This window comes from Caenimonas sp. SL110 (assembly GCF_001044395.1).
Taxonomy (GTDB): domain Bacteria; phylum Pseudomonadota; class Gammaproteobacteria; order Burkholderiales; family Burkholderiaceae_C; genus Ramlibacter.
This window is the reverse complement of sequence record NZ_JANU01000005.1, coordinates 54,548-70,879: the sequence shown is the minus strand read 5'-3', so window position 1 is coordinate 70,879 and position 16,332 is coordinate 54,548. Positions and strand designations below refer to the sequence as shown.

16 protein-coding genes are annotated in these 16,332 nt (G+C 64.6%); 5 read left to right on the top strand and 11 right to left on the bottom strand.

All coding sequences use genetic code 11. The features are described from left to right. The 3 genes from AQ12_RS03625 to purU all read right to left on the bottom strand — a co-directional run. Positions 1-810, bottom strand: an 810-nt coding sequence (locus AQ12_RS03625; RefSeq protein ID WP_048438499.1) for an FAD-binding protein, incomplete at its 3' end; no start/stop codon positions are given. An 82-nt stretch (positions 811-892) separates the two neighbouring features. Beyond that, positions 893-1,762 (bottom strand): LysR substrate-binding domain-containing protein, encoded by an 870-nt coding sequence (locus tag AQ12_RS03620; protein WP_082151393.1) that lies wholly within the window; start codon positions 1,760-1,762, stop codon positions 893-895. A 123-nt stretch (positions 1,763-1,885) separates the two neighbouring features. Continuing rightward, positions 1,886-2,734, bottom strand: a complete 849-nt coding sequence (purU, locus tag AQ12_RS03615) for a formyltetrahydrofolate deformylase (RefSeq protein WP_048438497.1) — start codon at positions 2,732-2,734, stop codon at positions 1,886-1,888. 92 nt (positions 2,735-2,826) lie between these two features. On the opposite strand from purU, the gene AQ12_RS03610 reads away from it, so the two are divergent. Next, positions 2,827-3,531 (top strand): DUF4197 domain-containing protein, encoded by a 705-nt coding sequence (locus AQ12_RS03610; protein ID WP_048438496.1) that lies wholly within the window; start codon positions 2,827-2,829, stop codon positions 3,529-3,531. Positions 3,532-3,594: 63 nt separating this feature from the next. After that, the gene (locus AQ12_RS03605) at positions 3,595-4,926 is read left to right on the top strand and encodes an aminotransferase class III-fold pyridoxal phosphate-dependent enzyme (protein ID WP_048438495.1); all 1,332 of its coding nucleotides are present in this window, start codon (positions 3,595-3,597) and stop codon (positions 4,924-4,926) included. A 37-nt stretch (positions 4,927-4,963) separates the two neighbouring features. Here AQ12_RS03605 and AQ12_RS21915 read toward each other — a convergent pair whose 3' ends face one another. Next, positions 4,964-6,166, bottom strand: coding sequence for a hypothetical protein (locus AQ12_RS21915; RefSeq protein ID WP_053076540.1), 1,203 nt, complete (start codon positions 6,164-6,166; stop codon positions 4,964-4,966). Beyond that, the gene (locus AQ12_RS03595) at positions 6,163-6,885 is read right to left on the bottom strand and encodes a ChaN family lipoprotein (protein ID WP_048438494.1); all 723 of its coding nucleotides are present in this window, start codon (positions 6,883-6,885) and stop codon (positions 6,163-6,165) included. Before AQ12_RS03595 ends, AQ12_RS21915 begins: the two co-directional genes overlap by 4 nt. A gap of 87 nt (positions 6,886-6,972) precedes the next feature. Between AQ12_RS03595 and AQ12_RS03590 the strand changes: the two genes are divergently transcribed. After that, positions 6,973-8,037: an AbrB family transcriptional regulator gene (locus AQ12_RS03590; protein WP_048438493.1), complete on the top strand. Its 1,065-nt coding sequence runs from the start codon at positions 6,973-6,975 to the stop codon at positions 8,035-8,037. A 30-nt stretch (positions 8,038-8,067) separates the two neighbouring features. Further along, positions 8,068-8,820 (top strand): bifunctional 2-polyprenyl-6-hydroxyphenol methylase/3-demethylubiquinol 3-O-methyltransferase UbiG, encoded by a 753-nt coding sequence (locus AQ12_RS03585; protein ID WP_048438492.1) that lies wholly within the window; start codon positions 8,068-8,070, stop codon positions 8,818-8,820. A gap of 58 nt (positions 8,821-8,878) precedes the next feature. On the opposite strand, the gene AQ12_RS03580 is transcribed toward AQ12_RS03585, so the two are convergent. The 3 genes from AQ12_RS03580 to AQ12_RS03570 all read right to left on the bottom strand — a co-directional run bounded on the left by AQ12_RS03580 (position 8,879) and on the right by AQ12_RS03570 (position 11,089). Then, on the bottom strand, positions 8,879-9,151 hold the full coding sequence (locus tag AQ12_RS03580) for a DUF3567 domain-containing protein (RefSeq protein ID WP_048438491.1): 273 nt from the start codon (positions 9,149-9,151) through the stop codon (positions 8,879-8,881). A gap of 109 nt (positions 9,152-9,260) precedes the next feature. Further along, complete coding sequence (locus AQ12_RS03575) at positions 9,261-10,313, bottom strand: DUF3108 domain-containing protein (protein WP_053076539.1); 1,053 nt, start codon at positions 10,311-10,313, stop codon at positions 9,261-9,263. Then, entirely contained in the window at positions 10,310-11,089 is a 780-nt protein-coding gene (locus AQ12_RS03570) for an IclR family transcriptional regulator (protein ID WP_048438511.1), read from the bottom strand. Before AQ12_RS03570 ends, AQ12_RS03575 begins: the two co-directional genes overlap by 4 nt. 128 nt (positions 11,090-11,217) lie before the next feature. Here AQ12_RS03570 and AQ12_RS03565 point away from each other — a divergent pair, with 128 nt between their 5' ends. Next, positions 11,218-12,228 carry a fumarylacetoacetate hydrolase family protein gene (locus AQ12_RS03565; protein WP_048438490.1) on the top strand — a complete coding sequence of 337 codons (1,011 nt, stop codon included), beginning with the start codon at positions 11,218-11,220 and terminating at the stop codon, positions 12,226-12,228. Positions 12,229-12,231: 3 nt separating this feature from the next. On the opposite strand, the gene otsA is transcribed toward AQ12_RS03565, so the two are convergent. From otsA to otsB, 3 genes are read right to left on the bottom strand one after another with little or no spacing between them, the layout of a single operon-like run. Then, on the bottom strand, positions 12,232-13,650 hold the full coding sequence (otsA, locus tag AQ12_RS03560) for an alpha,alpha-trehalose-phosphate synthase (UDP-forming) (protein ID WP_048438489.1): 1,419 nt from the start codon (positions 13,648-13,650) through the stop codon (positions 12,232-12,234). Then, positions 13,650-15,452 (bottom strand): glycoside hydrolase family 15 protein, encoded by a 1,803-nt coding sequence (locus AQ12_RS03555; protein WP_238587640.1) that lies wholly within the window; start codon positions 15,450-15,452, stop codon positions 13,650-13,652. The genes otsA and AQ12_RS03555 overlap by 1 nt, the downstream gene beginning before the upstream one ends. After that, positions 15,449-16,192: a trehalose-phosphatase gene (gene otsB, locus AQ12_RS03550; RefSeq protein ID WP_048438487.1), complete on the bottom strand. Its 744-nt coding sequence runs from the start codon at positions 16,190-16,192 to the stop codon at positions 15,449-15,451. The genes AQ12_RS03555 and otsB overlap by 4 nt, the downstream gene beginning before the upstream one ends. Positions 16,193-16,332 lie beyond the last annotated feature (140 nt).

Below are 16,332 nucleotides of genomic sequence, written 5' to 3'. Positions count from 1 at the left end.
CGTCATCGGCTTGTCCATCATCTCCAGCCCCGCCGGGATGATGCCCGCCGCAATGACGGACGCCACCGCATCGCCAGCCTTTCGCACGTCGTCGAAGCTGGCCATGATGCAGCGCGCGATGTGCGGCTTGGGCACGAGTTTGACGGTCACTTCGGTCGCAATCGCCAGCATGCCTTCGCTGCCGATGACCACGCTGAGCAGGTCGAGCCCTGCTGCATCGAGCGCGGCGCTGCCGAAGGTGACGGGCTCGCCTTCGACGGTGAAGCCCTTGACCTGCATGACGTTGTGCAGCGTCAGGCCGTACTTCAGGCAGTGCACGCCGCCCGAGTTCTCGGCCACGTTGCCGCCGATGGTGCAGGCGATCTGGCTGGACGGGTCCGGCGCGTAGTACAGGCCATAGGGGGCAGCCGCTTCACTGATCGCCAGGTTGCGCACGCCGCACTGCACGACAGCCGTGCGGCTCGCCAGGTCGACCTTCAGGATGCGATTGAATTTGGCCAGCGACAAGGTGACGCCCAGCGCGTGCGGCATCGCGCCCCCCGACAGGCCCGTGCCCGCGCCGCGCGCGACAACCGGCACGTCGAGTGCATGGCAGGCACGCAGCACGGCCTGCACCTGGGCTTCGGTTTCGGGGAGTGCGACCACCAGCGGGCGCTGCCTGTAGGCGGTGAGGCCGTCGCATTCATAGGGCGTCGTGTCCTCGGTGTTCCAGAGCAGCGCGTGTGCGGGCAGCGCTGCCTTGAGAGCGCGCACGACTTGCGCTTGCCGCTCGGCACGGGCGAGCACTTGAGGATCGGTGGGGGCGGTCATCCCGCCACTTTAGTGCGGACCGGGGCCGGTCGGGATGAAGATTTTTCCGCAACCGATGCAATTGCGTCGCGGACCGGCAAGTTCAGGCCAGGCTCTTGCGCAACCACTCTGCAAACGCGGCGCATTCCCAGCGATCCATCGCGCCGGTTCGCCAGCACAGGTAGTGCGCGTGCGGACTGGGCACATTGCGATCCGAGACGCGTTCGAGCGAGCCGTTGTCCAGCCAGGGCTGGCCCAGCTTCAGGCGCACCAGAGCAATGCCCAGGCCCTGCGCGGCTGCATCGCACATCAGCCCGATGTCGTTGAATGAAGAGCCTTCGACCGGCTCGCTGGCATCGTGCCCGTGCGCGAGGAACCAGGTGCGCCAGGGCTCCAGCGGGCTCTTGATCAGCTTGGCACCCAGAAGGTCCTCGAGTGTGTCGAAGGGGCCGTTCGCACGGATGTAGGCGGGGGACGCCAGGGGCGTTACTTCGTCGGTGAGCAGGCACAGGTGCTCGACGTCCGAATAGCGCCCGGTGCCAAAACGCACCATCAGGTCCGCGTCTTCGGCCACCACATCGAGCAAGGGGATCGAGACCTGCAGCATCAGATCGATTTCGGGATACGCCTCGATGAAGCCACGCAGGCGGGGCATGAGGATGGAGCGGGAAAACGTCGGCGTGACGGCGACCCTGAGTTTGCGTTTGCCCTGCGCGTTGTCCTTGCCGGGGAATCGCTCCAGGCTCGCGAGGCCTTCGCGCACGTGGGCCAGGTATTCGTTGCCGTCGGTGGTGAGGGAGAAGTCTGCGCGCCCGAAGAGCTTGGCGCCTATCACCTGTTCGAGCTGCTTGACGCGATGGCTCACTGCGCTGGGGGTGACGCAGAGTTCTTCGGCAGCCAGCGTGACTGAGCGCAACCGTGCCAGTGCCTCGAAGGTGAGCAGGCACTGGATGGGCGGGATGCGCGTGGTCATCTGGCTGTCATGTTGGACGCGATCGGGCATCGGCCGCGAAGCGGCGAGGGCGCTTGATCGAAGATGGATTGCGGATCGAGTCCGCAATGACAGCCAGGGAGTCCGCGGTGAGGGCTGGGAAACTCACTTGAAAATCACCGTCTTGTGACCGTTCAAGAGCACGCGATGCTCGCTGTGCCACTTCACCGCGCGCGCCAGCACCTGGCTTTCGGTGTCGCGACCTTGCGCAGTGAGGGACTCGACGGTCGCGCTGTGGTCCACGCGGGCCACGTCCTGCTCGATGATCGGACCTTCGTCCAGGTCGGCGGTCACGTAATGCGCCGTCGCACCGATCAGTTTCACGCCGCGGTCATGCGCCTGGTAATACGGACGCGCGCCCTTGAAGCTGGGCAGGAAGCTGTGATGGATGTTGATCGCGCGGCCTGCGAGCTTGCGGCACAGGTCGTCGGAGAGCACCTGCATGTAGCGCGCCAGCACGACCAGCTCGGCGCGTTCGGCTTCGATGATCTCGAACTGTTTGGCCTCGGCTTGCGGCTTGGTCGCAGCCGTCACCGGGATGTGATGGAACGGCACGTTGTAGCTCGCAGCCAGCTGGTAGAACTCGCGGTGGTTCGACACGATAGCGGCGATGTCGAGCTTGAGCAGGCCGCTCTTCCAGCGAAACAGCAGGTCGTTCAGGCAATGGCCGTCCTTGCTGACCATGATCACGGTGCGCATCGGCTGCGTGGTGGCGTGCAGCTTCCAGTTCATGCTGTAGGGCTCGGCGAAGAATTTCCATTGCATCTGCAGGTCTTCATGCGTGAGCTGGTCGCAGGCGAACTGCACGCGCATGAAGAAAAGACCGGTGCCGTGGTCGTTGTATTGCGCCGCCTCCTCGATGTTGCCGCCGCGCTCCAGCAGGAAGCCCGAAACGGCGTGGACGATGCCCGTGCGATCGGGGCAGGAGAGGGTGAGGATGTAGGCGTTATTCATGGCGGGTCCATTGTCGCAAAGAGCGCGGGCGATTGCGCGGCGCGGCTCGCATGGGCATGATGAGTGCGCAAACATCACGAGGAGCCCACCCCATGCAACGACGTCAATTCCAGATCTATGCAGGGACCGTCGTGGTCCCTTCGACACTCCTGTTCACGCAGGTGGCGCAGGCCCAGAACCTGGCAGGAATCACCGATGCGGAGGCCGGCAGCGGCCTGAAGTCCGCGCTGGAAACCGGAGCGATTGCCGCAGTGAAGCTTCTGGGCGCCCAGGGCGGATTCCTGGACAACCCCAAGGTGCGCATCCCCCTTCCGGGCTACCTCAAGGATGCCGCCAAGCTGCTCAAGGCCATGGGCCGGCGCAAGGAGATCGAGGAACTGGAGGTCGCCATCAACCGCGCAGCCGAGTCCGCAGTGCCGCTGGCCCGCGACCTCCTGGTCAATGCCGTCAGGAACATCAGCGTGGCCGATGCGAAACGCATCCTGCTGGGCGGTGACACGTCGGTGACGCAATTCTTCGCCGACAAGACGCGCGACCCGCTGGGCGTGAAGTTCCTGCCGGTCGTCAAGCAGGCGACCGCTCGCGTGGGCCTGGCGCAAAAGTACGACCAGGTCGCCGGCAAGGCCGCGGGCTTTGGCCTCGTGAAGAAAGAGGACGCGACCATCGACCACTACGTGACGCGCAAGGCGCTCGATGGGCTTTACTTCATGATCGGCGAGGAAGAAAGAAAGATCAGGCGCAACCCGATGGGCACTGGCAATGCGCTGCTGGGCAAGGTGTTCGGCGCGATGCGCTAGGCGTCTTGCTGCAGGTGCAAAATCGACATTTGCAATTCATCGCATCGTTTTCCGGAGCACGTCATGGCCTTCAACGACTTCAACATGGACAGCCACTGGTTGCCCTTCACGCCCAACCGCGGATTCAGGAAGGACCCGCGCATCTTCGTCGCCGCCGACGGGATGACCTTCACCACGCACGACGGCCGCAAGGTGATCGACGGCATCTCCAGCCTCTGGTGCGTGGCCGCGGGCCACAACCGCAAGCCGATCAACGAGGCGATCAAGAAGCAGCTCGACACGCTCGACTATTCCACCGCGTTCCAGGCCTCCAACGACCAGGCGTTCAAGGCAGCGGAAATGATCGCCGCCATGGCACCCGGCGACCTGAACAAGGTGCTGTTCTGCAACTCGGGTTCCGAAGCTGCCGACACATCGCTGAAGGTGGCGCTGGCGTATCACCGGGCGCGCGGTGAAGGCCATCGCAACGTCTTCATCGGCCGCGAGAAGGGCTATCACGGCGTGGGCTTTGGCGGCATGAGCGTGGGCGGCATTCCGGCCAATCGCAAGGTGTACGGCACGGCGCTCTTGCCACGCGTGGACCACATGCGCTTCATCCACGATCCGGCCAACGCGTATATCCACAACGAGGAGCCGGTGTCGCAGGAAGACATGCTGCTGGAGCTGGAAAACCGCATCCTGCCGCTGCACGACCCGAGCAACATCGCGGCTGTGATCGTGGAGCCGGTCGCAGGCAGCGCAGGCTGGTACCTGCCGCCCAAGGGCTACCTCAAGCGCCTGCGCGAAATCTGCGACAAGCACGGCATCCTGCTGATCTTCGACGAGGTCATCACCGGCTTCGGCCGCATGGGCACCAACTTCGGCGCGGACTACTACGGCGTCGTGCCCGACATGCTGAACTTCGCCAAGTGCGTGACCAACGGCGTGATTCCGCTGGGCGGCGTGATCTGCCGCGACAAGCTCTACGACGCGATGATGAAGACCGACGCGCCCGAGCACGTCATCGAGTTCTTCCACGGCTACACCTATTCGGGTCATCCGGTGGCGTGCGCGGCAGCCATTGCCACGCTCGATCTCTACAAGCAGGAAAACCTGTTCCAGCGCGCCGGCGAGATGGGCAAGGTGCTGGGCGATGCCTTCCATTGCGCGTTCAAGGGCCTGCCCAATGTGATTGGCATTCGAAGCCTCGGTCTTGCTGCTGCGGTCGAGCTGGCGCCGATGGCAGGCACTCCGGGCAAGCGCGCGTTCGACATCTTCATGGACTGCTACCACCAGGGCGCGCTGGTGCGGCCGGCGGGCGACACAGTGGTGATCGCGCCTCCCTACATCGTCGAGCGCGAACACATAGACACGCTGGTCAACACGCTGGCCGATTCGATCCGCAAGCACGCTTGACGGGCTCTGAATGCCCCTAACGGGGCTCTGAATGCGCCTACCGGCGCATGCCCATCCAGATCGTGTAAACGCTGAAGATCAGCAGCAGCGCCACGATCAGCGCGCCGTAGCGCCCCTTGCCCGGCTGTCGCTCGACCATCTTGAGGGGAGGCGCGCTCTCGTGCGATTCGGGCGGCAGCTCGCTGGCTTCCTGCGCGAGGATGGCTTCAATCTCTTCGGTGGAAAGCAGGGCGTGCACATCGCCGGGGTCACGGGGCTGGGTCGTGGCAAGCGGCGCGGCAGGTGGCCCGGTCGGCGCGGGGATGGGCACGGGCGGGGCGGGAATTGCCTTTGCAACCGGCTGCTGCAGCGCGCGCAGCAGCCGCTCGAACGGCGTGTTGAAGTCGATGGTCTTTGCGAAGTTGAAAGTCTGGCGCACGCGTTCGGTCGTCGTTGCATCGGGCTCGGCGAGCAATGCGCGACATGCATCGACCAACTGGTCGTACGGTGCAAAGACGATGCCTGATCCGGACCAGTCGTTCTGCGCAGAAAACGCCGATGTCTCGCAGACCACAGGCACACCCTGCACGACGGGTTGCAGAAAGCGCGCGACCGGAAAGAGCGCGGTCTCGAAGTAGTGGACATGCAGCACCAGTCGCGCGCGGTGGATGGCCGGTGCCAGCTCATCGGCGAATGCGCCTGCGACCACTTCGACGCTGAGCCCTGCTGCGCGCAGCTGGTCGAGCAAATGCGTGCGCCGCGGATTGGGACTGCCGTAGAACAGCACGTCCACCGTCGGCGGCGCTGCGAGCTCAGGCCGAAACCGCAGTGACGGTGACGGCACGATCGGCAACTCGAAGGCGCGCAGCTCGCCTTGCCGGGCCCCCGAGATCTGGTTTCGCAACCACGAAATGTTCTGGCTGTGATAGTCGGCAACGAGCCAGCGCTGCAGCCACTTCGGGTAATCGGTGCCGCCGACCGCGACAGCGTTGCCCAGCTGCTCGAAGTTGTAGATCACCGTCTTGGCGGGATCGAGCTGGTCCACCGCCGACAGGTGCGGCGGCAGCGCGCCGAGCACGATGGTGCGGCGAGTGATGTCGGTCCGGTTCTGGAAAATTTCCGACGCATAGCCCGCCGCATGGATCGAATCGCGCAGGCAGATCGCGGCTTCGGTGAAAGTGAACGGTCGAGGCGCGTATGGATTGATTTCGGCGACGTTGACGACGCCACGTGCGCCGCGATCAGGCACGGGCTCGCTCAAGGACGCGCCCCCTTGAATTGCTCGCGCATCTGGGCGCAGTAGTCCCTGGCTGGCGGTTGGGGCGGCAGCACCTGTGTCACCACGTGCAGCGAAATCGGCAGGTACACCGGCACGCCCATCTGCGGGTCGGCGTGCTGCCCCCCAGTGACCAGCACGACCGTCTTGCCGCGCACCAGGGCCTGCGAGATCGTTCGCGCCATGGACTGGTCGCGCGCAACCTGCACGCGTGCCATAGGCGCGATCTGCGATTCGGGCAGCAGGTCGCAGTGGCCTTCGCGTAGGGCCGCGAGCGCCTTTGCACGAAACGCCTCGGGCAGTGCGGAATCGAGGCGCGCGTCGGCCATCGCCGCGCGCATCTGGGTGCGCGGCAGGTTCGCGCCAATCACCGTCACGCCTGCGCGCACTGCCGTCATCACCACCGGACCGTACGCGGCCCAGGGCCACGCCTGCTCGTTCCATTGCAGCGCGGCCTTCACGTCGGCTTCGCCGGCGGATGGGGGTAATGCGGCCGTGCTGGCGCCGTGTTCGGCCATCTCCAGCGCCAGCGCCGCGAGTTCGCCCCGGTCGGCGAGCGAGGCCACCACGTCGCGCGCTATCTGCTGGTGCTGGGCTGCGTCGTGCTGCTCGCCCAGCAGCACCACGTCGGCCGCGACGTGCGCAGCCGGCAGCGCCGTGCAGCCGGCCACGGACAGGGCAATGACAGCGAGCAACAGGCGCATGCGGCGATACTAAAGCTTCGCGCCGCCTGGCCGGTTTGGGCGTCGTTTTGCTCGCCGTTTGCCTGTCGTTTCCATCTGCCGTCTCCCGTGCTGTCCACCCTTCCCGTTCGCATCGTCCTCACCCTGCTGCTGGCGCTGGCAGGCGCACTGGTGTGCAGCTGGCTGCGAACGCCCATCCCCTGGATGATCGGCCCGCTGGTCGCGACGTCGGTGGCATCAATCCTGGGTTTGCCGACGCGCAGTTACGGCCCGCTGCGCAATGTCGGGCAGTGGCTGATCGCGACTGCGCTTGGTCTTTATTTCACGCCCTATGTGACGCATCTGGTGGCAAGCCTGTGGTGGGCCATCCTGCTGGGCATTGCCTGGGCGCTGGGCCTGGGCTGGGGGTTCGGAGCCTGGCTGCACTGGGGTCACGCCGCGCGCATCGGGGGCAGCCCGCAGGCGCAACGCGCGACCACTTATTTTTCAGGTGCGATCGGCGGGGCGTCAGAGATGACCCTGCTGGCCGAACGCGAAGGTGGCCGCACGGAGCTGGTCGCTGCGGCGCACAGTCTCCGGCTGCTGGTGGTCACGCTGGTCATTCCGTTTTCGCTGACCTTCGTCGGCGTGCATGGCGTGGACGCGACCTTGCCCGGAACACGCATCGTCAATTGGGGCGGCCTGGCTGTGTTGCTGGCTGCAACGGGTACGGGCGCGTGGCTGATGCAGCGAACCAAGCGGGCGAATCCGTGGTTCATGGGCGCGCTGATCGTCGCGATGGCGATCACGATGAGCGGTGTGGAGTTGTCTGCGCTGCCGGGATGGACGACCAATGCGGCGCAATTGCTGATCGGCATCAGCCTGGGCGTTCGCTTCTCGGCGGATTTCGTGAAAACCGCGCCGCGCTGGCTGGGGTCGGTGCTAGTCGGAACGCTGGTGATGATTGCGCTGTGCGCAGCGTTTGCGGTGGTGCTCGCCAGGGTCACTGGACTGCATTGGGCGACGATGATCCTGGGTACATCACCCGGCGGCATCGCCGAGATGGCGATCACCGCGAAGGTGCTGCAACTCGGCGTGCCCGTGGTGACGGCGTTTCAGGTGGTTCGGCTGGTGGCGGTGCTGATTCTGGTCGAGCCGCTTTATGGGTGGGTTGAGAAACGCCGAGGAAGCTGACCAGTGGTAATCGACAATCCAGCATCACGTATGACCGCGAATTTCTACGATGAGCTTGCTCCTTACTACCATCTCCTTTACGGCGATTGGGACAGTGCCATCTCCAGCCAAGGCGCGGCGCTCGGGGCGTTGTTCATCGCTCAGGGGGTTCCACTGGAGGGCCCGGTGCTCGACGCGGCCTGCGGCATCGGCACACAGACGATCGGTCTCTTGAGGCAAGGATTTCGTGTCATCGCTTCCGACATCTCACCCGGGGCCATCGACCGGCTCAAGACCGAACTGGCCCGCCAAACGCTTGAAGCTGACGCCTACGTCGACGACCTGCGAACACTGGCTCAAGTCGCCCCGGGCTCCATGGCTGCAGTCATCGCGTGCGACAACAGCCTCCCGCACCTGCTGTCAGACGACCAGATTCTGCAAAGCCTTCGCAGTTGCTACCGATGCCTTCGACCAAACGGGATAGTCCTAATTTCCGTCCGTGACTACGCTGAGCTGGAGCGCAAAAATCCTGACGTGCGGCCGTACGGACTGAGACGTGACGCGAACGGGAACCGCTTTGTGGCTGTGCAAGCGTGGGAGTGGGACGGCGACCAGTACGACTTGCGCATGTACCTCACCACGGAATCTGCGGACGGCGCGTGCAAGACGCTTGTGGTCCGAAGTCGCTACTACGCTGTGTCCATTGCTCGGCTTCGACACCTGATGGTCGAGGCGGGGTTCGTGAATGTGGAACGTCACGACGACGTGTTTTTTCAACCGATACTCATGGGTCGTCGCAAATGACCGAATGCCACCGGCCCTAAGAGTTGGGCTCGGCACTTCCCGCGTATCGCTGCGCGGCTTAGTGCATCACCAGTGGGTTCTGCGCAAGCTCGGCGTAGCCGTCGAGCGTTTCCTCGACTTCTTCCTGCGTTGGCGTGTTCAGCTGCCAGGCCGTGATCTGGCGCTGGAAGGTGTCGGCCCAGGCACCATCAAGGTAAACCTCCTTGTTCGAACGCTTGTCGACGATCTCGAAGCCATGGCGAGCCAGGCGAGGCATGGGTTCCCCGTCCTGGGCTTCATTGGCCTGCATGTGAACGACGACGAACGATTCGGAGTCATAGAGCATTTGCATTTGGGGTCCTTTACTGCCTATAGATATGGCAACGTTTGCGCCGGTTTCAAGGATGACCGGGAAAACGCTGCAAGGCCGTCCTTGGGTCCCACAGTAAGCAGGTGGCTGATCAGCCCTTGTCGGTGCCGGACCACTGCTGGTCGAAACTATCCCCGTTTGCATTTGTAAGACGCACGCGCACCGGGACGTAATCCATGCCGGGTGCGAGCCACAGTTCCACCTTCTGGTCGAACTCCTTTCGGGGCATTCGCGTGAGCTTCAATGCACTCATCGCGCCACCGGGCAACTGCAGCTGCTCCTCGCCTTCGACGGTGAAGATCCAGGGCTCCGCATCGCGTGGACCGGCCGTCTGGATCGTGACGGAAGTGCCCGCGCGGAACTTCGCCGGACTGCCGCCCACCAACGCCGAAAGCTGCAGCAGGACACTGAGCCTGTCCTGCGCGCCCGCCATCAGCGCGGCCTCGGGCTTGTTGGCGCTGAACACGATGCGGCCCCTGTCCCGGTCGAAGTGGGTGGCTTCCTCGTTTCTGGCCTTGCTGGCATAGCGCTGGGGCGCGAGGCCTTCGGTCGTGATGCGACCCACGCTGTGGTCGCTGCGCGTGCCGAGCAGGGGCACGCTCATCTCCAGCCTCGCGTCGTAGTTCACGCCGTCATGACGCCACTGAAGAGAGCCGCTCAACTGGCGGTCCTGCCCGCGATAAACGGCGAACACCTTGTAGTTCAGCTTGATGGAGCCGGGGATGGCCAGGGCGACCGCTGGCGTGGCTGGCTGGGAGGGTGCGGGCGGTGGGGCGGGCGCCTCGGCCACCGGGGCGGATGAAGGCGGCGGGGTTTCGGCAGGCTTCGATGCAGATGCTGTGGCAACAGGCGCCGACGCAGGAGCGGAAGGCTGCGCGGCCATGTCTGGCGCAGCAGCGCGAACGGAGCGGGTTGTGCGTGCCGGACGAAGCGGCGCGGGAGCCGCTGGTGCTGGTGGGGCCTCGGTTGCGGCGGGCGCGGCTTCCGGCGTTACCAGCGTGCGGGTGATGAGGGCCTTGACCGAGAGCGGGTCTGGCGGCTGCAGCTGCAGGCTGACCGATTGCAGCAGCACGACGTGCGCGGCGATCACGCCCACTGCGATCAGCGCCAGGGGCGTGCGGTGCGCCATCGGCTTGGCAATCAATGCCTGAATCCCAGGTCGCTCGACAGCTGCCTCGCGGCTTCCAGCAGCGGCGTGTGGACTGCGCCGTCCCACTCGGGGTCAAAGCTGCCCTTGGGCCCGAGTGCAACGATACCCAGGGCGATGTGTCCATCGGCGTCGAACACCGGCACGCAAAAGCCGACGATGCCCTGCAGCAAGGTGTCCACCACGCGCGCCGCGCCGCGTTGGCGAACCTCGCCCAGTAGCGCCCGCGCGTCGGCCAGGTTCGCAGGGACATCGGTGCGGCCCTGCTTGTGCGCGCGCGCGATTTCGTCCTTGAGCAAGGGCGTGATGGCGTCGCGCGAAACGAACGCCGCAAAGCAGCGCCCGGTGGCCGACGACAGCAGGGGCATCACATCGCCCAGGCGCAGGTTGACGGTGACGGCTTGCGGTGATTCTTCCCAGTGCACGATGGTCGGGCCGTGATTGCCCCACACCGCCAGCGCCAGCGTGTGGCCGATCATCTCCATCAACGGGGCGATGCGTTCGCGCGCGAGCTTGATCGCATCGAGCCGTGACAGTGATGCGAGCCCGAGCTTGAGCGCGGCGGGCCCGAGGTCGTAGCGCGTGTTCGAGCTGTCCTGCACCACCAGTTGCAGGCGCTGGAAGCTCACCAGGTAGCGATGGGCCTTGGCGGCGCTCATGCCCGCAGCCGCGGCCAGGTCACGCAGCATCAGCGGGCCGTGGGCCTGCGAGAGCACTTCGAGCAGCGCGAAGCCGACTTCGACAGACTGTATGCCTGCGCGCTCCTTGGTCATGTTGGCCGTGCTGTCCATCGCGTTTCGCGCAGGGTGCTTCCGCTAGAATTTCGATTAGGTAAATTCATTTCACAATGCGTAATGGCGCTGGACTCTAGCGCATTCGCCATCACCGGACAACGAAACACATGAAGCTCGCCACTTACAAGGACGGTTCACGCGACGGCCAGCTGGTCGTGGTCTCGCGCGACCTGAGTACTGCTCATTATGCGACCGGCATTGCCGACCGCATGCAGCAGGTGCTGGACGACTGGGGCTTCATCTCGCCCCAGCTGCAGGACCTCTACGACACGCTCAACAACGGCAAGGCGCGCCACGCGTTTGCGTTCGATACCGCGCAGTGCATGGCCCCTTTGCCACGCGCCTACCAGTGGGCTGATGGGTCGGCGTACATCAACCACGTCGAGCTGGTGCGGGCAGCGCGCGACAGCGAAGTGCCGCATTCGTTCTACACCGATCCGCTGATGTATCAAGGTGGCAGCGATGATTTCCTGGGACCGAACGACGATGTCATCGTGCCCAAAGAAGAGTACGGCATCGACTTCGAGGCCGAGATTGCTGTCATCACCGGCGACGTGCCGATGATGGCCTCGCCCGAGCAGGCGCTGGACGGCATCCGGCTCGTGATGATTGCCAATGACGTGAGCCTGCGAAACCTCATCCCGGCCGAGCTGACCAAGGGCTTCGGCTTTTTCCAGGGCAAGCCCGCGACGGCCTTCAGCCCGGTTGCCGTGACGCTCGACGAGCTGGGCGATTCATGGGACAAGGGGCGCCTGCATCTCACGCTGCAAAGCACCTGGAACGGCCGCAAGGTCGGCATGTGCGAAGCCGGCCCGGAGATGACGTTTCACTTCGGCCAGCTGATTGCGCATGTGTGCAAGACGCGCAATGTGCGCGCGGGCAGCATCATCGGCTCGGGGACGGTGAGCAACAAGGGCGTGGAAGGCAAGAACGGCAAGACCGAGTGGCCCAAGGGCTACAGCTGCATTGCGGAGAAGCGCGCGATCGAAACCATCCAGAACGGAAAGCCATCGACTGAATTCATGAAGTTCGGCGACACGATTCGCATCGAGATGAAGGGTGTGGATGGGCAGAGTGTTTTTGGGGCGATCGAGCAGAAGATGGCTGCGCCGCGTTAAGCGCTAGAGCCGTAACCACGGCGTTCCGCTCACCTGCGACTCGGCCTTCGACAAGGTGTCGAGGAACGAGTTGCACCACCAGTGCACATCGAACTTGCGGATCGTGGCGAGCAGCGCCGCGTGCCGCGCGCGGCGCTCTTCCAGCGGCATCTGCAACGCGAGGTTGATCGCATTGGCCGTTGCTTCGATGTCATACGGATTGACCAACAGCGCTTCGGTCATCTGCTCGGCAGCACCTGCAAACCGCGACAGCACCAGCACACCCGGATCGGCGGGGTCCTGCGCCGCGACGAACTCCTTGGCCACCAGGTTCATGCCGTCGCGCAATGGCGTCACCAGCGCCACGCGGCTCGCGCGATAAAGCCCCGGCAACTTGGGTCGCGCAACGTTGCGGTGGATGTAGCGCACCGGCATCCAGTCGAGTTCGCCATAGTTGCCGTTGATCGAGCCGCACAGCGACTCCAGCTCGTGCAGGATGTCGGTGTACGCGTCGACCTCTTCGCGGCTGGGCGAAGCGATCTGGATCAGCGTCGCTTTCTTGCGATTCTCGGGATAGCTTTGCAGCAGCTCGCGAAACGCACGCATGCGATGCGGCAGGCCCTTCGAATAGTCGAGCCGGTCCACGCCGACCAGCAACTGGCGCCGGGAATATTCGCGCGTCATGCGGTCGAACATCTCGCGACCCTCGGGCGCATCGGCCAGCGCCTGGAACTCTTCGACGTCGATGCCGATCGGGAACGCGCCTGCATGCACTGTGCGATTGAATGCGCGCCACCTTCCGTCGCCCAGGTTCTGCGCAAAAGCTTCGGTCTGCGCATAGCGCGCGAAGTGCTCCAGGTCTGAATGGCTTTGAAAGCCCACCAGGTCATACGCAAACAGAGCGCGCAGCAGCCAGTCGTGCCCCGGTATCGCAGCCAGGATCAGCGGCGGAGGCAGCGGGATGTGCAAGAAGAAACCGATGCGCTGCGTGCAGCCCAGCGCACGCAATTCAGCCGCCAGCGGAATCAGGTGATAGTCATGGATCCAGATGACATCGTCTTCCTGCAGCAGTGGCAGGAGCTTGCGTGCGAACAGCTGGTTCACGCGCCGGTAGCCGCCGATGTAGCCGGCATCGAAGTCGGCGAGGTCCAGCCGGTAGTGAAAGACCGGCCACAGCACGCCGTTGGAATAGCCTTCGTAGTACGACTTGTAGTCTTCGCGGCACAGGTCCAGCGTGACCAGTTTCACGGGCCCGGCCTGGTGCGTGTGCATCTCGCCCTCGCCCGGCTTGCCGCCGTCTGCGGCTTCGATGATCTTGCCGCTCCAGCCAAACCACATGCCACCCGTGCTGTTGAGCACATCGGCCAGCGCCACGGCCAGGCCGCCCGCTGCGGATTTGCGCGGGTCTGCAACGCGATTGGAAATGACGACCAGACGCGACATCAGATGACCGTGTCCCACGGCGCTGACAAACGCACGGCGGCGTTGATCGTGCCGACCAGCGAATAGGTCTGTGGAAAGTTGCCCCACATTTCGCCGGTGACGGGGTGCGTGTCTTCGGACAGCAGGCCGAGCGGGTTGCGGCTCTTGAGCATCACCTCAAAGATTTCGCGCGCCTCCGATTTGCGCCCGATCCGTGCGAGCGCGTCGATGCGCCAGAAGGTGCAGATGTTGAACGCTGTCTCGGGTTTGCCGAAGTCATCGGGTGCCTCGTAGCGTCGCATGTACGGGCCGTCGCACAGGTGCTTTTCCAGCGCCTCGACGGTGGAGACAAAACGCGCATCGTTGGGGTCGATGAAGTTCACCTCGGCCATGAGCAGCACGCTGGCATCGAGGTCGCGTCCGCCGAAGCTTTCTGCAAAGGCCTGTCGTTCATCGCTCCAGGCTTCACTCAGGATGCGCGCACGAATCACGTCGGCGCGCTCGCGCCAGTAGCGGATGCGGTCGGGCATCTTCAGTGCAGCGGCGACCTTGGCGAGCCGGTCGCAGGCGGCCCAGCTCATGAGTGCGGACGACGTGTGGATGCGCGCTCGCGTGCGCAACTCCCACATGCCGGCGTCGGGCTTGTCATAGACGCGAAACGCCTGCTCGCCGACCGCTTCAAGGTAGGCGAACTCCGCCTTGCCTGCGCGACGGAACAAGCGGTGATCGTGGAACGACTGCGACGCACCCAGGATGATGTTGCCGTACACGTCATGCTGGAAATGTTCCTGCGCCTGGTTGCCCACACGCACCGGCCCCATGCCGCGATAGCCGGGCAGGTGCGACAGGATTTCTTCGGGGAGCTGCTCTTCCTGGCCGATGCCGTACAGCGGCTGGATGTGGCCGCCGTTGGAGCGCACGACGATGTTGTTGAGCCACCGCAGGTACTCTTCCATCGTGGCGACTTCGGACAGGCTGTTGAGCGCCCGCACCACGAAGAACGCATCGCGCAACCAGCAAAAGCGGTAGTCCCAGTTGCGGCCGCTGCCGGGTGCTTCGGGGATGCTGGTGGTCATCGCCGCAACGATCGCGCCGGTGTCCTCGAAGAGCGTCATCTTCAATGTGATCGCCGCGCGGATCACCGCGTCCTGCCATTCCAGCGGAAGCGACAGCGCGCGCGTCCACGAGCGCCAGTAGGTCGCGGTCTCCTGCTCGAAATGAATGGCCGTGTCTTCGATGCCCGAGGTGAGTGTTTCGTCAGGACCGAGGATGAAATTCATCGGCCGGTCCAGCACGAAGAAAGTCTCGGACATGAGGTAGCTGAGCGGCGCATCGCTGTTGACGCGCAGCGTCTGCGCGGCGCCGACGAACCGCAGATGCGTGCTGCCCTGGGTGACGGTTGGCACCTGCCGTCCGTAGTCGAAGCGGGGCCGCAGCAGCACGCGCACGCGAGGTGATCCTGAGAGCACCCTGACCCGCCTCACCAGCGTGAGCGGCCTGAACATGCGACCGCGATTGAAAAAACGCGGCGCGAAATCGGTGATCTCTATGCCCTGGCCCTGCTCGTCGTACAGGCGCGTGCGCAAGATGGCGGTGTTGGGCTCGTAGTGCTGTTCGCTGCGCGCAAAGTGCTCCAGCTCGAACGACCAGTGACTGCCGTTGTCGCTGCCGTCCAGCAGGCGGTTGAACACCGGGTCCCCATCGAAGCGCGGCAGGCACGACCACACGATGCTGGCGCGGTCGTCGATCAGCGCACTGAATGCGCAATTGCCGACGACGCCGAGTTTCAGGGACTGCTCATAGGTTTGCACCGGCACGTTCATGCGTTGACCTTTCCGGCCTTGCGGGCCACGGCGTCGTGGAGTTGAAGGCGAAATTGCGCGGGGGATTCGACGCGCTGCCATGCGACCGATGGGCCTTCACCCACCTTGACGCCCAGCCCCTGCAGGCGCTGCACGGTCGCGAATCCGACTTCGTCGGTCACGTCGTCGCCCACGAACACCGGCCGGCGTCCGGCAAACGGCGCTTCGTGCATGAAGGCCTCGATGGCAAGCCCCTTGCTCGCACCGCCCGGCTTGGCCTCGACCACCATCTTGCCCTTGAGCAGCGACATGCCGGGCGAGTCCTCGACGGCTGCCTGCATGGCGGCGATGCACTGGTCTTGCAGCTCGGGCGCCTGCCGGTAATGCAGCGCGACAGAGCCTCGCTTGGTTTCCACCAGCAGGTCGGGATAACGAGCCGCCAGTGCGCGCGCTGCGTCTTCGACCTGTTGCAGGGGCTGCGTGGTCAGCAGGGCTACCTCGCCGTTGGCGCCGCGGCGTTCGGCGCCATGCACGCCGGCAGCCGGCAACTTCAGCGGATGCAGGAAAGCGTCGATTTGGGCCAAAGGACGGCCCGAGATCAGCGCGAGTGCGCCGCCGAGGTAGGTGTTGAGCGCGTCCAGCATCTGGACCAGGCCTGCCGGCACGATGACCTCGTCAGGTTGCGGTGCGATGTCCACCAGCGTGCCGTCGAAGTCGAGAAAAAGGGCGCTCGAAGGCACCAGGATGTCCACCAGATTCATCCGAGCCACGCTAACAGCCGCCCCTGTTGTTGACCAGACCCGAGCCACGCGAGCGGGCGTAGGACCAAACCTACGGCCTGACAGGATGAATGAGACTCAGCGGTTCGCACCCCGCACAAGACTTAAGCTCGCACCATCGA

Coding starts and splice junctions, on each gene's coding strand:
- AQ12_RS03555 (WP_238587640.1), bottom strand. CDS start 15,452: ATGAACGTGCCGGTGCAAACCTATGAGCAGTCCCTGAAACTCGGCGTC.
- AQ12_RS03605 (WP_048438495.1), top strand. CDS start 3,595: ATGGCCTTCAACGACTTCAACATGGACAGCCACTGGTTGCCCTTCACG.
- otsA (WP_048438489.1), bottom strand. CDS start 13,650: ATGTCGCGTCTGGTCGTCATTTCCAATCGCGTTGCAGACCCGCGCAAA.
- otsB (WP_048438487.1), bottom strand. CDS start 16,192: ATGAATCTGGTGGACATCCTGGTGCCTTCGAGCGCCCTTTTTCTCGAC.
- AQ12_RS03610 (WP_048438496.1), top strand. CDS start 2,827: ATGCAACGACGTCAATTCCAGATCTATGCAGGGACCGTCGTGGTCCCT.
- AQ12_RS03595 (WP_048438494.1), bottom strand. CDS start 6,885: ATGCGCCTGTTGCTCGCTGTCATTGCCCTGTCCGTGGCCGGCTGCACG.
- AQ12_RS03570 (WP_048438511.1), bottom strand. CDS start 11,089: ATGACCAAGGAGCGCGCAGGCATACAGTCTGTCGAAGTCGGCTTCGCG.
- AQ12_RS03585 (WP_048438492.1), top strand. CDS start 8,068: ATGACCGCGAATTTCTACGATGAGCTTGCTCCTTACTACCATCTCCTT.
- AQ12_RS03580 (WP_048438491.1), bottom strand. CDS start 9,151: ATGCAAATGCTCTATGACTCCGAATCGTTCGTCGTCGTTCACATGCAG.
- purU (WP_048438497.1), bottom strand. CDS start 2,734: ATGAATAACGCCTACATCCTCACCCTCTCCTGCCCCGATCGCACGGGC.
- AQ12_RS03565 (WP_048438490.1), top strand. CDS start 11,218: ATGAAGCTCGCCACTTACAAGGACGGTTCACGCGACGGCCAGCTGGTC.
- AQ12_RS03620 (WP_082151393.1), bottom strand. CDS start 1,762: ATGACCACGCGCATCCCGCCCATCCAGTGCCTGCTCACCTTCGAGGCA.